12 protein-coding genes are annotated in these 14,050 nt (G+C 63.3%); 6 read left to right on the plus strand and 6 right to left on the minus strand.

All coding sequences use genetic code 11. From position 1 onward, the window contains the following. Positions 1-9 precede the first annotated feature (9 nt). The 4 genes from AC0IYN_RS30020 (at position 10) to AC0IYN_RS30035 (ending at position 5,113) form a co-directional block, all read left to right on the plus strand. Positions 10-1,278 carry a Zn-dependent hydrolase gene (locus AC0IYN_RS30020; RefSeq protein ID WP_457240198.1) on the plus strand — a complete coding sequence of 423 codons (1,269 nt, stop codon included), beginning with the start codon at positions 10-12 and terminating at the stop codon, positions 1,276-1,278. Then, positions 1,275-2,678, plus strand: coding sequence for an amidase (locus tag AC0IYN_RS30025; protein ID WP_471844655.1), 1,404 nt, complete (start codon positions 1,275-1,277; stop codon positions 2,676-2,678). Before AC0IYN_RS30020 ends, AC0IYN_RS30025 begins: the two co-directional genes overlap by 4 nt. A 508-nt stretch (positions 2,679-3,186) precedes the next feature. Beyond that, on the plus strand, positions 3,187-4,050 hold the full coding sequence (locus tag AC0IYN_RS30030; RefSeq protein WP_457248125.1) for a LysR family transcriptional regulator: 864 nt from the start codon (positions 3,187-3,189) through the stop codon (positions 4,048-4,050). Positions 4,051-4,108: 58 nt separating this feature from the next. Then, a complete protein-coding gene (locus AC0IYN_RS30035) occupies positions 4,109-5,113 on the plus strand; it encodes a LacI family DNA-binding transcriptional regulator (RefSeq protein WP_471844657.1) in 1,005 nt (334 codons plus the stop codon). On the opposite strand, the gene AC0IYN_RS30040 is transcribed toward AC0IYN_RS30035, so the two are convergent. The 6 genes from AC0IYN_RS30040 to AC0IYN_RS30065 form a co-directional block, all read right to left on the minus strand. Continuing rightward, on the minus strand, positions 5,110-5,835 hold the full coding sequence (locus AC0IYN_RS30040; RefSeq protein WP_471844659.1) for an SDR family oxidoreductase: 726 nt from the start codon (positions 5,833-5,835) through the stop codon (positions 5,110-5,112). The two genes, AC0IYN_RS30035 and AC0IYN_RS30040, sit on opposite strands and share 4 nt — an antisense overlap. A 118-nt stretch (positions 5,836-5,953) precedes the next feature. Next, the gene (locus AC0IYN_RS30045; RefSeq protein WP_471844661.1) at positions 5,954-7,486 is read right to left on the minus strand and encodes an FGGY-family carbohydrate kinase; all 1,533 of its coding nucleotides are present in this window, start codon (positions 7,484-7,486) and stop codon (positions 5,954-5,956) included. 2 nt (positions 7,487-7,488) lie between these two features. Further along, positions 7,489-8,568: an alcohol dehydrogenase catalytic domain-containing protein gene (locus AC0IYN_RS30050; protein ID WP_471844663.1), complete on the minus strand. Its 1,080-nt coding sequence runs from the start codon at positions 8,566-8,568 to the stop codon at positions 7,489-7,491. A 22-nt stretch (positions 8,569-8,590) separates the two neighbouring features. Beyond that, positions 8,591-9,583, minus strand: coding sequence for an ABC transporter permease (locus AC0IYN_RS30055; protein WP_078049333.1), 993 nt, complete (start codon positions 9,581-9,583; stop codon positions 8,591-8,593). After that, positions 9,549-11,057, minus strand: a complete 1,509-nt coding sequence (locus tag AC0IYN_RS30060; protein WP_406597872.1) for a sugar ABC transporter ATP-binding protein — start codon at positions 11,055-11,057, stop codon at positions 9,549-9,551. Before AC0IYN_RS30060 ends, AC0IYN_RS30055 begins: the two co-directional genes overlap by 35 nt. Positions 11,058-11,120: 63 nt before the next feature. Beyond that, positions 11,121-12,044 carry a substrate-binding domain-containing protein gene (locus AC0IYN_RS30065; protein ID WP_457239909.1) on the minus strand — a complete coding sequence of 308 codons (924 nt, stop codon included), beginning with the start codon at positions 12,042-12,044 and terminating at the stop codon, positions 11,121-11,123. A 206-nt stretch (positions 12,045-12,250) separates the two neighbouring features. Here AC0IYN_RS30065 and AC0IYN_RS30070 point away from each other — a divergent pair, with 206 nt between their 5' ends. Then, positions 12,251-12,928, plus strand: coding sequence for a sterol desaturase family protein (locus AC0IYN_RS30070; protein ID WP_406597874.1), 678 nt, complete (start codon positions 12,251-12,253; stop codon positions 12,926-12,928). After that, positions 12,925-14,025, plus strand: a complete 1,101-nt coding sequence (locus AC0IYN_RS30075) for an SMP-30/gluconolactonase/LRE family protein (protein ID WP_471844666.1) — start codon at positions 12,925-12,927, stop codon at positions 14,023-14,025. Before AC0IYN_RS30070 ends, AC0IYN_RS30075 begins: the two co-directional genes overlap by 4 nt. The last annotated feature ends 25 nt before the right edge of the window (positions 14,026-14,050 follow it).

Here is a 14,050-nt window from a genome sequence, read left to right on the forward strand (position 1 = left end):
AGATTGCAGATGAATAGTTTTGCGCAACCGCTCAAGAGCAACGCCCCACTGATCAACCGCGACCGCCTGTGGCAATCGCTGATGGACCTGGCCCGACTCGGCGCCACCGCCAAGGGCGGCGTGTGTCGCCTGGCACTGACCGACCTCGACCGCCAGGCCCGCGACCTGTTTGTGCAATGGTGCGAGGCCGCGGGGTGCAGCGTCAGTGTCGACGCCATCGGCAATATCTTTGCGCGCCGTGCCGGGCGCAATCCGGCCCTGCCCCCGGTGATGACCGGCAGCCATATCGACACTCAACCCACCGGCGGCAAGTTCGACGGCTGCTACGGGGTGATGGCCGGTTTGGAGGTGATTCGCACCCTGAATGACCTGGGCATCGAAACCCAAGCGCCGATTGAAGTGGTGGTGTGGACCAACGAAGAAGGCTCGCGTTTTCCGCCGTGCATGATGGGCTCCGGGGTGTTCTCCGGTAAGTTCGACTTGCAGGACACCCTCGACAAAGTCGATGACCAGGGCCTGTCGGTGGGCGCCGAATTGCAGCGCATCGGGTATGCCGGCTCCCGCGCGGTACTCGGCCACCCGGTGGGTGCGTATTTCGAAGCGCATATCGAACAGGGCCCGGTACTGGAAGACCAGGCCACTACCATTGGCGTGGTCATGGGCTGCCTGGGCCAGAAGTGGTTCGACTTGACCTTTACCGGCGTCGAGGCCCACGCCGGCCCGACGCCGATGCACCTGCGCAAGGACGCCCTGGTCGGCGCCGCCGAGGTGGTCAGCGCGGTCAACCGCATCGCCCATCAGCAGCAACCCCACGCCTGCGGGACGGTGGGTTGCCTGAGCTTGCACCCCGGTTCGCGCAACGTGATTCCCGGCCAGGTGCACATGACCCTCGACCTGCGTCATCTGCACGCGGACACGCTGCAAGCCATGGTCGATGAAGTGCGCGGCGTGATCGAAGCCACGGCCGCCAGGCACGGGTTGACGTTCGAACTGACCCCCACCGCCGACTTCCCGCCGCTGGACTTCGCCCCGGCCTGCGTCAACGCCGTGCGTGAAGGCGCCGAGGCCTTGGGCTTGAGCCATATGGACATCGTCAGCGGCGCCGGGCACGACGCGATTTTTGTCGCGGAACTGGGCCCGGCCGGGATGATTTTCGTGCCGTGCGAAGGCGGCATCAGCCATAACGAAATCGAAAACGCCGCGCCGGACGACCTGGCGGCGGGCTGCGCGGTATTGCTGCGGGCCATGGTCAACGCAGCGCAGGGGGACGTGGCATGAGCGAGATCGGCCAACTGACGGCGGTGCAACTGCTGCAGCATTTTCGCGACAAGACCTTGTCGCCGGTAGAGGTCACCGAAGACGCCTTGCTGCGGATCGAACGCTACAACCCGGTGGTGAACGCCTACTGCCACGTGGACCCGGAAGGCGCGCTGAATGCCGCGCGCGCGTCGGAACAACGCTGGCTTAACGGCCAACCCTGCGGGGCGCTGGACGGTGTGCCGGCGTCGATCAAAGACCTGACGCTGACCGTCGGCATGCCAACCCGCAAGGGCTCGCGCACCACATCGGCCGAAGGCCCGTGGGACGTCGACGCGCCCTTCCCGGCCTTTATGCGCAAGGCCGGCGCGGTGCTGCTGGGCAAGACCACCACCCCGGAATTCGGCTGGAAAGGCGTCACCGACAACCCGCTGTACGGCATCACCCGCAACCCCTGGGACACCCGCACCACGGCGGGCGGCTCGTCCGGCGGCGCAGGCGCAGCGGCGGCGTTGAACCTCGGCGTGTTGCACCAGGGCAGCGATGCGGGCGGTTCGATCCGGATTCCCTGTGCATTCACCGGCACTTTCGGGATCAAGCCGACCTTCGGTTATGTGCCCCAGTGGCCGGCCAGCTCCATGACGATCCTCTCGCACCTGGGGCCGATGACCCGCACGGTGGAAGACAGCTTGTTGATGCTGCAGACCATCGCCCAGCCGGACGCGCGCGATGGCTTGATCGGCGCGCCACGCACCACACCGTGGCTGTCGGGCGCAGCGGATTTGAAAGGCTTGCGCGTCGCCTACAGCCCCAATTTCGGTTACGTGAATGTCGACCCGCAAGTGGCCAAGGTGGTCGCCCAGGCGGTGCAAGGCCTGGTGCAACTGGGCGCCCATGTCGAGCAGATCGACCCCGGCTTCAGTGACCCATTGGAAGTCTTCAGCACCTTGTGGGCAGCCGGCGCTGCACGCCTGACCGGGCCCATGAGCGAGGCACAAAAACAACTGCTGGACCCCGGCCTGCTACGCATCGCCCAGCGCGGCGAACGGTTGAGCCTGGATGACTTCAACGCAGCCCTCGAAGCCCGCGCGGCACTGGTGGCACGCATGGCGGCGTTCCATGAGCATTACGATGTGCTGGTATCGCCGATGATGCCGATCACCGCGTTCGATGCCGGGCATGACGTGCCACCGGGTTCGGGTTTGCAGGAATGGACACAGTGGACACCGTTCACCTACCCCTTCAACCTGACGCAGCAACCGGCAGCCTCGGTGCCGTGTGGGTTGGCAGCGAACGGCTTGCCGGTGGGCTTGCATGTAGTAGGCGCGCGTTTTGCCGACGAACAGGTGTTGCGGGTTTGCCACGCCTACGCGAAGGCCTTCCCGACCCAGCACCTCCAAGCCCCACAAACCCCAACCTGAAAGGCACTCCCTGTAGGAGCCGGCTTGCCGGCGATAGCGCCGTGTCAGACACCTCACCCGTCACCGACACACCGCAATCGCCGGCAAGCCGGCTCCTACAGATCTAACCACTCAGGTCGGCTACCAGGCCGCCGTGCTTTTGATTTTGATCTTAGGCGCCCCGTCAAACACGCTGGCCGGAATTCGACAGGGATTTGGGGGGTAAACTGGCAGGGATGCCGGTTTAGCCGCCCCGCGCCATGGATGGCGCGTGGCGGCGGCCCCCCAAATACCTGTCGGATTACGGGCATACCGAGCCTAGGCGAGGTACCGAGTGTTGGGGCAAGAGCCCTTTTGGTTACTTTTGGGGCTCTTTTCCAAAAGTGACCCGCCGTAAGGGCGGAACCCATACCAGCCGTTACCTAAACAACGGATATGTCCACATCACCACCGCCATCGCAGCCAATCCCCCTCCCACAGTTTCAACCACATTCCATTACACTGTCCCCCATTCATCCCCGGGGGCTTCATGGACATCGAACTGGCACGCACCTTCCTCGAAATCACCCGCTGCGGCAGCCTGGCCGCAGCCGCCGAGAAACTGCACGTCACCCAGACCGCCATCACCGCGCGGGTCAAAAGCCTCGAAAGCCAGCTAGGCAGCACACTGTTCGTGCGCAACCGCGCCGGCGCCAGGCTGACCGCCGACGGCGAGGCCTTCGTGGTATACGCCAACCAATTGCTGCAAACCTGGGAAGCCGCAAAACGCGACCTGCCGTTGCCCGATGGCTACCGCAACGTGCTGCACATCGGCGGCGAGGTCAGCCTATGCAACCCGTTGATGCTCGGCTGGGCCCAGGCCCTGCGCCAACACATCCCCGGCTATGCGCTGCGCACCGAAGTGCGCGAAGGCGACTACCTGTTGCGCCAGCTGGAACTGGGCGTGCTCGACGCTGCCTTGGTGTTCCAGCCGCAATACTGGCCCGGCTTGCAAGTGGAGCAGGTGCTGGAAGAAAAACTGATCCTGGTGCAACTGGTGAGCAACCCGGCCCCCTACGTGTATATCGACTGGGGGCCGGGCTTTCGCCAGCAGCATGACGCCGCCCTGCCCGACAAGGCACGCGCCGCGTTGAGTTTCAACCTCGGCCCGTTGGCGCTGCAGTACATCCTGGAGAACGGCGGCGCCGGCTATTTCCGTACCCGCGTGGTGCAAAGCTACCTCGACAGCGGCGTGATGCAGCGCGTGCCCAAGGCGCCGGAGTTCAACTTCCCCACCTTTGTAGTGTATTCACGGGCGCGGGATTCGGCGGTGTTGCAACAGGCGCTGGCGTTGCTGCGTGAGGTGGTCAAGGCCGAAAGTGACTGGTCGCAGCGCTGGGACCCGTTGATTTGAATCATCCTATACCTGCGCGCATGCTAGCCTGCGGGTGTTTCCTTTTGCAGCCTTACCGATGAACAAGAAAAAGTCCGTCACCATCAGCGACATCGCCAAACGGGTCGGCATGACCACCATCACGGTGTCCCGCGCACTGAGCAAACCCGACCTGGTCAAGCCGGCCACCCTGGCGCGCATCCTCGAAGTGGCGCGGGAAATGGACTATGTGCCCAATGCCTTCGCGCGCGGGCTCAAGCGCAGTGAAAGCCTGATCATCGGCGTGATCACCGCCTCGGTGGACAACCCGTTCTACAGCGAAATGATCAAGGCGATTTCCCGCGAGGCGAAAAAACACGGCTACACCATCATGCTGGTGGACACCGACGAGCTGGAAGAGCTGGAAAGCAAAGCCGTGGATACCCTGTTGGGCTACCGCGTGGCCGGGATCATCCTGTCGCCGGTCTCCGACGAGCCGAGCTACCAGCCCGACTACCTCGAACGCCTGGGCAACGGCAAGACGCCGGTGGTGCTGCTCGATCGCACGATCCACGACAGCCCGTTCAGCCGCGTGGTGCTCGACAATTACCACAGCGGCATCCAGGCCGCGCACTACCTGCTGCGCCAGACGCCCGACCTCAGGCGCCTGCTGGTACTGACCGGCCCCGAGCACTCGCGCATCACCGTCGAACGCCTCAAGGGCCTGCGCGAAGTGCTGGCCGAACACCCTCAGGTGCAGGTCGAAGTGCAGGCCGGCGACTACACGCTGATGCCCTCCTACCTGCACACCCTCGACTACCTGGCCGAACACTCGGCGCCAGACGCGATCATGGGCTTCAACCAGTTGATCACCCTGGGCGCCCTGCGTGCGTTGCGCATGCACAACATTCCCCACGACAGCCTGACCATCTGCGGCATCGACCGCCTGCCCTTCGCCGATATCTTCGGCGTGCCCATCGCCTGCGTGGCCCACGATGCATCCCTGGCCGGCAGCAGCGCGGTACGCCTGCTGCTCGACCGCCTCGAAGACCCGCACAAGCCACGGGACAAGGTGGTGATCGCCGGCCAGTTGGAAAACGGCTAGCGGCTGGTGTAGCCGCCGTCGATGGGCAGGCTGACGCCGCTGATCATGCTGGCGGCGCTGCTCAGCAGGAACAGCACCGGCAACGCCACTTCAACGGTTTCAGCAAAACGCCCCAGTGGAATGGCCGCAAGCGCCGGGTCGCGCTTGGCCGGCTCGGACCAGGCCATGGCCGCCATCGGCGTGAGCGTGACCGTCGGGTTGACGCTGTTGACGCGAATGCCGAAGCGGCCCCACTCGGCGCACTGCACGCGGGTGATCGCATCCAACGCGGCCTTGGAGGCGCAGTAGCCGAGGTGATCGTCCAGGGCCACCAGCGAGGCCTGGCTGGAGACATTCACGATACTGCCAGCGATGTGTGCTTCGATCATTTTCGCCGCTACCCGGCTGCTGACCTGGGCGGCGGCGCGGGCGTTGACTTGCATCACCAGGTCGAAGGCGTCGGCGCTGATGGCGGCGGCAGGCTCCAGCCGCGAAATGCCGGCGCAATTGACCAGGCCGTGCAGCGGCGGCAGGTCCTTCAAGGCGTTGTCGAGGGCGGCGCTGTCGGCGATGTCCAGGCACAGGGTGTGGCAACCGAGTTGGGCCAGGGCCTGCGCGTCACGGCCGAGGGCGAAGACGTCGGCGCCGCTGGCGATCAGTTGCAAAGCGATTTCGCGCCCAATGCCGCTGCTGGCGCCGGTGACGAGGATGCGTTGGTGGGTGAAGTCAAAAGCTGCGTTCATGAATTCACATCTCAAAAACAATGGAGATCCCCTTGTAGGAGCCCGGCTTGCCGGCGATGGCGTCCGTGAGATCGCTATCGCTGGCAAGCCAGCTCCTACAGGTTTGGGGCGTGTTGGGTCAGTGGGATTGCAGGCTGTGCATGATCGGTTTCAGGGCCGGATACAGCTTCAGGTACTCGCCGAACGCACGGTCGTACGCCTCGACATTTTCCGCCTTGGGCTCAGCCCGCAACGCCAACTGCACCCACCCCTTGTCCATCTCCCCATCACTCACCAACCCCACCGTGTGCGCCGCCAGCAACGCCGCGCCCAGCGCCGCTTCCACCTCCTGGACAATGGTGTACACCGGGTACCGCGTGACATCCGCGATGATCTGCATCCACAGGTCCGAATGGCTCGCCCCACCGACCACGATCAAGCGTGGGTCCAGGGAATGCGCGCCGCGCGTGCCCGCTTCGATGTTGTGGCGCAGGGCAAAACTCACCCCCTCCAGCACCGCGCGATACAGGTGAATGCGGCTGTGGTAGAGGTTCAAGCCGACAAAGCTGCCACTGGCGCGGTCATCCCACACCGGGCTGCGTTCACCCATCAGGTACGGCAGGAACAACAGGCCTTCGCTGCCCGCCGCAATCGTCATCGCGCGCTGCTCCAGCAGCACCAGGCTGTCCTGGCCGATGGCCTTGGCCTGCTGCTCCTCGGCCTGGCAGAACTGCTCGCGAAACCAGCTCACCGACGCACCGGCTGTGATCGCACCGCCAAAGATGTACAGGTCACGGTGACCGTTGTAGACGTGGGGCATGCTCACCAAGCCATGGTGTGCATCCACTTGCTGATTGAGGTAACCCCAGCACATGCTGGTGCCGATCATTGCCACGTGATTGCCTGGCTGCGTCACCCCTGCGGCCAGCGTTGCCATGGCCGCATCGACGCCACCAGCCAGAATCGGTGTGCCAGCCTGCAGGCCCAGACGCGCAGCCCAACCCTCCAGCAACCCACCGACGACTTCCCCGGAATACACCAGGCGCTCCGGCATCATGGTGTGCGGTATGCCCAGCGCATCGAGCATCTCGGCAGACCAGCTGCGCGCCTTTACGTCATAGACACCGCCGATATTGCCGGCGCTGCTATGGTCCACCGCCAGCTCCCCGGTGAGGCACCAGTTGATGTAGCTGTTGGGGGGCAGCAAGTAGCGGGTTTTCGCCCACACCTCTGGCTGGTGCTGCTTGAGCCAGAGCATCTTGGTGAAGCCGTAGTAACTGTCCACCGAGTTGCCGGTGACCGCGAACAACCGCTCCAGGTCCACGTGCTCGCGCACCCAGGCCACCTGCTCGCCGGCGCGGCGGTCCATCCAGATCAGGCACGGGTGCAGCGGTGTGAGCTGCGCATCCACCGCAATCCCCGAACCGCCATACAGGCTGCTGATGCACAGGGCCTTCACGTGATCCTTGGCCACGCCGGCCTTGGCCATGCACTGCGCCACGCACGCCTCGACCGCATCGAGCCAGACCTGCGGCCATTGCTCGGCCCAGCGCACTTTCGGGGTATCCACACGATACCCCTGGCTGTGCTGGGCGATGATCGTGCCTTGGGCATCCACCAGCAGCGCCTTGGTGCTCTGGGTTCCTATGTCGACCCCCATCACGTAATTCATGCTCAGACCACCGGCTTCAGCAGCACCTTGATCGATTTGGTCGAGTTGGCCAGCTCGAAGGCTTCGGCCCAATCGTCCAGCGGGAAATCATGGGTGACGATGCCTTGGGACGTCACCAGGCCGCGTTCGAACAGGTCGATGGCGATCGGGTAGCAATACGGGCCGAGGTGCGCGCCACGTACGTCCAACTCCTTGCGGTCACCGATGATCGACCAGTCGACGCTGGTCTCGGCGCCAAACACGCTGAACTCGACAAAGCGCCCGAGCTTGCGGATCAAATCCAGGCCCTGGGTCACGCCGGCCGGCACGCCGGTGGTTTCGATGTAGACGTCGCAGCCATAGTTGTCGGTGAGGCCGTTGATGATCTCGCGGGCGTTGTCGCGCGACGGGTTGATCACCACATCGGCGCCGAATGTCTTCGCCAGCTCCAGGCGCTCGTCGACCATGTCGATCACCACCAGTTTCTTCGGGGTTTTCAGCGCGGCGACCTGGACCATGCACAGGCCGAGGGTACCGGCGCCGGCGATCACCACCACGTCGTCGAGCTGGATATCGCCACGGTTGACGGTATGGATCGAACACGCCATCGGCTCCACCAGCGCCGAGTCCTCCAGCGACACCGACTCGGGAATCTTGTGCACGATGGCGGTCTTGGGGATCCGCATGTACTGGGCCATGCCGCCTTCGGCGACTTCGCGCTGGAAGCCGAAGATGTTGTGCACTTCGCACATCCAGTAATTGCCGGATTTGCAAAAGCGGCACTTGCCGCAGGGCACGATCTGCTCGGCGATCACCTTGTCGCCTACCGCGACTTCAAAGTGCTCTTCGGCGCCCTCGCCCGCTTCCACCACATAGCCGAAAAACTCGTGCCCCGGCACCACCGGCGCCTTGACCCACGGGTTGTCGCCACCCCAGAACATCGCCGCGCCGGAGTGGCACTTGCAGTCACTGGCGCAAATGCCACAGGCAGCGATGCGGATCACCAGTTCATTGGCGCGCGCCTGGGGTTTGCCGATGCGCTCCAGGCGATAGTCTTTGGGGCCGTGGCAAACGACGGCTTGCATTTCGGTGTGCTTGTCCATGGTGTTAGGTCCTGTCTTGAGTTTATTTATGGCGCTGACGGCTGATGAAAATCGCCAGCAAAATGATCCCGCCCTTGATCACGCTCTGGACGTAGGGCGAAACGCCGAGCATGTTCAGTCCGTTGTTCAATACGCCGAGCAGCATGGCGCCAAGCAAGGTGCCGACGATCACGCCACGCCCACCGGCGATCGACGCACCGCCGAGCACCACGGCGGCAATCGCATCCAGCTCGAACGACACGCCGGCATTGGGTTGGCCGCTCATCAAGCGTGAGGTGAGTACCAGCCCGGCAATCGCCGCCGTCAGGCCGCTGATGCCGTACACCAGCAACTTGAAGCGCGCCGCGCGCACGCCGGACAAGCGCACCGCTTCTTCATTGCCGCCGATGGCGTAGATGTAGCGGCCGATGCGCGTGTGTTGCAGCAGCACATAGGCGGCGGCGTAGGTGATCAGCATGATCAGGATGGGTACTTCAATGCCGAACAGGCTCTGGCGACCGAAGAAGCCAAACCACTCCGGCAACCCCGAAATCGGGTAGCCGTCGGTGTACATCAGGCCCAGGCCACGGGCGATGCCCATGGTCGCCAGGGTCACGATGATCGGCGGCATGTGCAGGTAGGCGACGAACAGGCCGTTGCCGATGCCGAAGGCCACGCCGATCAACATCCCCGCGCCAATCGCCAGGCCGGGCGGCAGGCCAGCGACCATCAACCCGGCCGTGAGCGTGCCGGACAACGCCATCACCGGCCCCACCGACAAATCGATGCCGCCCGTGAGGATCACGCAGGTCATGCCCACCGCGATAATCGCGTTGATCGACACCTGGCGGGCAATGTTCGACAGGTTGCTGGCGGTCAGGAAGGTGTCGCTGGCGAGGATCATCACCAGGGTCACCACCACCAGCCCCACGAACGGGTAAAAGGCCGGCGAGCGCACCAGCCGCGCCAGGTTGAGGCGCAGCCGGCTGTTGTCGCCGGTACTAATGGACGTATTCACTTGAGCCCCCTGTTGCATGGCGCATGACCTCTTGAGGATTGACGGCGGACGCTTCCAGCAGCTTGACGATGGCGCCCTTGTGGAACACGGCAACGCGGTCGCACATGCCGATGATTTCCGGCAATTCGGAGGAAATCATGATGATTGCGTAGCCCTGTTCGGTGAGGTTGCGCATTAGCGCGTAGATCTGCGCCTTGGCCCCCACGTCGATGCCACGGGTGGGTTCGTCGAACACCAGCACGTCGCAGTGGTGGTTGATCCAGCGGGCGATCACAACCTTTTGCTGGTTGCCGCCGCTGAGGTTGAACACCCGACTTTCGCTGCTGGGCGCCTTGATCGACAGTTGTTTCATCAGGCCCTCGACGCTGGCGCATTCGCGGCTTTTGTCGATCAGGCCCGAGGCGTTCTGGTACTTGGGCAGGTTGTTCAGGGAGATGTTTTCGCGAATGCTGAAATCGGTGATCAGCCCTTCGCTCTTGCGGCTTTCCGGCAGCAGGCCGATGCCATGCGCCAGGGCCTGGGCCGGGTCGTCGAGGGTGATTTTTTCACCGCGCAGCCACACGTCTTTGCTCACCGACGGCAGCGCGCCCATCATGCCCAGGGCCAGTTCGGTACGACCAGAACCGACCAGGCCGGCAAAGCCGAGGATCTCGCCCTTGTGCAGCTGGAAGCTGTTGTGCGGGCCGTTGCGCACCAGTTGGATGTCCTTGACCTCCAGCAACAGCGGGCCGCGCTCGGTGTTCGGTTTGGGTGGAAAACTGCATTCCAGGCGGCGCCCGACCATCATCTCGACCAGCCGGTCGATATCACTGTCAGCCACATCGGTAACGCCCACATTGCCGCCGTCGCGCAACACGCTGATGCGGTCACACACCTGGAAAATTTCCTCCAGGTGATGGGAGATGAAAATCACCGCCACGCCTTGGCGCTTGAGCTCGCGCATGATCTCGAACAGCAGTTCGGCCTCGCTGGGCGTCAGCGTCGCGGTGGGTTCATCCAGCACCAACAGGCGCGCATCCAGGGCCAGGGCCTTGGCGATTTCGACAAACTGCTGCTCGGCCACGCTCAGGTGCTTGACCGCACATTGCAGGTCGATGGTCACGCCGAGGCGCTTGAACAACGCCTCGCTGGCCTCGACCATTTCGCGCTTGCGCAGCAGGCCGAAGCGGTTGCTCAACTCATGGCCAAGGAAGATATTTTCCACCGCCGTGAGGTAGGGAATCAGGCTGAACTCCTGGAACACAATGCCGATGCCGGCGGCAATCGCATCACGGTAGGTCGCGAACTGCCGGGGCTGGCCGTCGATCAGGATCTGGCCCTCGTCTTGATGCTCGACGCCGCCGAGGATCTTCATCAGCGTCGATTTGCCCGCGCCATTTTCCCCGAGCAAGGCATGGATCTCGCCGCGCTCGACTTGCAAGTTGATGGACTTGAGGGCCTGTACGCCCGGGTAACGCTTACAGATGTTTTCCAGCTTCAGAAGACTGCTCATACCGCCGACCTCGTATTCAGAAGGATGACCTGGGCCCCACGGTAGGCGTGGGGCCTGGGCGATTTACCAGCTGAAATCCTTGGCCTTGGCCTGGTCGATCAGGGTGATATCCACCGGGATGGTGGCCGGCACCTGCGAGCCCCACTTCTTGGCCAGGGCAATGCCCAGCGCCAGGCGGATCTGGTCGCGCGGGTACTGGGCCGAGGTGGCGATGAACTTGCTGCCGGGCTTCTGGATCGCCTTGATGGCTTCGGGCGCGCCGTCGACACTGACCAGCTTCACGTCCAGGCCGCTGGCCTCGATGGCCGAGAGCGCGCCGAGCGATCCGTTGTCATTCACGCTGAAAATGCCCTTGAGGGTGGGCTGGGCCTGCAACATGTTCTCGGTGACGGTCAGCGCCTGGTCACGTTCCTGCTTGCCGTTCTGGATGCTGACAATCTTGATGTCCGGGTGCTTGGCCACGGCTTCTTTACAGCCGCGAACACGCTCCAGGATCGGCACCACGGCGATGCCGTCGAGGATCGCGATATTGCCTTTGTCGCCGATGTGCTTGGCCAGGTATTCACAGGCCTGGAAGCCAGCGTCGAAGTTCTTCGAGCCGACGAAGGAGTCCAGCGGGCCGTCCGCCTGGGCGTCCACCGCGACGACCACGACACCGGCGGCGTGGGCAGATTTGACTGCCGACTGCACGCCGACCGAATCGGTGGGGTTGATCAGCAGGATATCGATGCCTTTTTGCAGCATGTCTTCGACGTCACTGACCTGCTTGGACACGTCGTGACGGGCGTCGGTGATGATCAATTTCGCGCCGATGGTCGCCCCGGCTTCTTCGAGGGCGTTTTTCATGGTGACGAAATATGGGTTGTTGATTTCCTGGAAGGACGCGCCGATGCGGATCGGCTTTGCAGCGTCGGCAAAAGCAGGGGCAGCGGTGCCGAGGGTGATGCTTACAGCCAATAAACACAGGGTTTTCGGGAGCATTTTCATGGCGTGATTCTCTGTTTTGTTTTTATTTTTAGAGCAAATGTTATCGTTAACATTTTGCGAGAAACTAGCAAGTAAATAAGAGGGGCGCAAGGGGCCGCTGGTCGGTCGCGATCAAAATGTGGGAGCGGCGCTGCCTGCAAAAACTCGCACATTCCCTGGCGCCAACTAAGCTCACTTTCCAACAAAAAAACACCGAGCAACCCGCCATGGACCACCCCACCGAGACCTTCCGCGCCCGTTACCGCGCCACTGTCGCGCCTCACTACAACCCTTGGCTGCACGCCAGTTTCGTGTTCGGCTACGGCATCGTGTGCATCGCCCTGGCCTGGTCATCCACCCATCAGATCAGCGCTGTGCAATGGCTGACCGTGCCGCTGACCCTGGTGTTCTTCAACCTCTGCATCTACCTGGTCCACCGCCACCTCGGCCACCATAAACACGGGTTGGCCCGGCTGTTTTATGCGCGCCACACCGGCGATCATCACAGCTTCTTCACCCCTGGCCACATGACCTACGACAGCCCCCGGGATTGGCGGGTGATCTTGTTCCCAGCCTGGCTGATCGTGCTGCACAGCCTGGCAATCACCCTGCCCGCCTGGTGGCTGCTCAAGCACTGGAGCCCCAACGTTGCCGGGCTGTTCGCCGGGTGCATGATCCTCGGTTATTTGCTTTACGAAGTGTTTCACGCCTGCGAGCACCTGCCCGCCGATCATCCGGTGGCGCGCCTGCCGTGGTTGCGCCAGATGCACCAACTGCACGCCCTGCATCACCGCCGTGAGCTGATGCAGGGGCGCAATTTCAATATCGTCCTCCCGCTAATGGATTACCTGTTCGGCACCCTGCACTGGGAACCGCGCAGCCACGACAACCAGGAATCGTCATGAGTACCCGTCCAAAAAAACTGCGTCATCTGTTGTTCTTGCTGTTTCTGGCGGTAATCGCCTTTTTGCTGTTGATGCCCACCAAAGTCCAGCCGGTGAACTGGGCGCCGCCCAAGGCCCCCTCGATGAAAGACGGCCCCTATGCCGAGAACCAGCGCCTCAAAGGCGTGCAGAAAATCGGCGCCCAGGACATTGCCGGGCCCGAGGCCTTGCTGTTGGATGCCCAGGGCTACCTGATCAGCGGCCTGCATGACGGACGCATCATCCGCACCTCGCCCGACAGCCGCAGCCTGGAGGTGCTGGCCAACACCGGTGGGCGGCCCTTGGGCATGGCGCTGCACCCGGATGGGCGCCTGATCATTGCCGATGGGGTCAAGGGTTTGCTGGCGCTGGAGACCGATCGCCAACTCATTACCCTGAGCACCAGCGCCAATGGCGTCGCCCTGGGTTTCACCGATGACGTGACCGTGGACGCCAGCGGGCGTTATGCCTATTTCAGCGACGCCTCAAGCCGCTGGGGTTACGGCCAGGACGGTGAGGCAGTGATTGAGCACGGCGGCGACGGTCGGCTGTTGCGCTATGACTTCAGCAACGGCACCACCGAGGTTTTGCTGGACCAACTGCAATTCGCCAACGGCGTCGCCTTGGGCCCGGATGAACACTACGTGCTGGTGAATGAGACCGGTGCCTATCGCATCAGCCGTTACTGGCTCAAAGGTGAGCGCGCCGGCGCCCATGATCTGTTTATCGATAACCTGCCGGGCCTGCCGGACAACCTCAGCTTCAACGGGCAGGACCGCTTCTGGGTGGCGCTCTACTCGCCGCGCAATCCGCTGCTGGACAGCTTTGCCGGCTACCCTCTGCTGCGCAAGGTAATGGTGCGCGCGCTGATGGTGGTGCCCAAGCCCATCGAGCGCAAAGCCTTTGTGCTGGGGTTGGACACTGAGGGTAAGGTCATCGCCAACCTGCAGGATGGCAGTGCCGGCAACTACTCACCCATCACCACCGCGCGCGAGTATGGCGACTGGTTGTACCTGGGTTCATTGAAGAGCACGAGCATGGCGCGATTGCCGTTGGCGCTGGCATTGGCGGGGGAATAGAAAAGGGGCAGCCTCGTCAGGCTGC

It is taken from the genome of Pseudomonas sp. AC112, assembly GCF_979253545.1.

Bases quoted from the DNA above. Each gene is read 5' to 3' on its own strand.
- AC0IYN_RS30020 (WP_457240198.1), top strand. From the start codon at position 10: ATGAATAGTTTTGCGCAACCGCTCAAGAGCAACGCCCCACTGATCAAC.
- AC0IYN_RS30025 (WP_471844655.1), top strand. From the start codon at position 1,275: ATGAGCGAGATCGGCCAACTGACGGCGGTGCAACTGCTGCAGCATTTT.
- AC0IYN_RS30030 (WP_457248125.1), top strand. From the start codon at position 3,187: ATGGACATCGAACTGGCACGCACCTTCCTCGAAATCACCCGCTGCGGC.
- AC0IYN_RS30035 (WP_471844657.1), top strand. From the start codon at position 4,109: ATGAACAAGAAAAAGTCCGTCACCATCAGCGACATCGCCAAACGGGTC.
- AC0IYN_RS30040 (WP_471844659.1), bottom strand. From the start codon at position 5,835: ATGAACGCAGCTTTTGACTTCACCCACCAACGCATCCTCGTCACCGGC.
- AC0IYN_RS30045 (WP_471844661.1), bottom strand. From the start codon at position 7,486: ATGAATTACGTGATGGGGGTCGACATAGGAACCCAGAGCACCAAGGCG.
- AC0IYN_RS30050 (WP_471844663.1), bottom strand. From the start codon at position 8,568: ATGGACAAGCACACCGAAATGCAAGCCGTCGTTTGCCACGGCCCCAAA.
- AC0IYN_RS30055 (WP_078049333.1), bottom strand. From the start codon at position 9,583: ATGCAACAGGGGGCTCAAGTGAATACGTCCATTAGTACCGGCGACAAC.
- AC0IYN_RS30060 (WP_406597872.1), bottom strand. From the start codon at position 11,057: ATGAGCAGTCTTCTGAAGCTGGAAAACATCTGTAAGCGTTACCCGGGC.
- AC0IYN_RS30065 (WP_457239909.1), bottom strand. From the start codon at position 12,044: ATGAAAATGCTCCCGAAAACCCTGTGTTTATTGGCTGTAAGCATCACC.
- AC0IYN_RS30070 (WP_406597874.1), top strand. From the start codon at position 12,251: ATGGACCACCCCACCGAGACCTTCCGCGCCCGTTACCGCGCCACTGTC.
- AC0IYN_RS30075 (WP_471844666.1), top strand. From the start codon at position 12,925: ATGAGTACCCGTCCAAAAAAACTGCGTCATCTGTTGTTCTTGCTGTTT.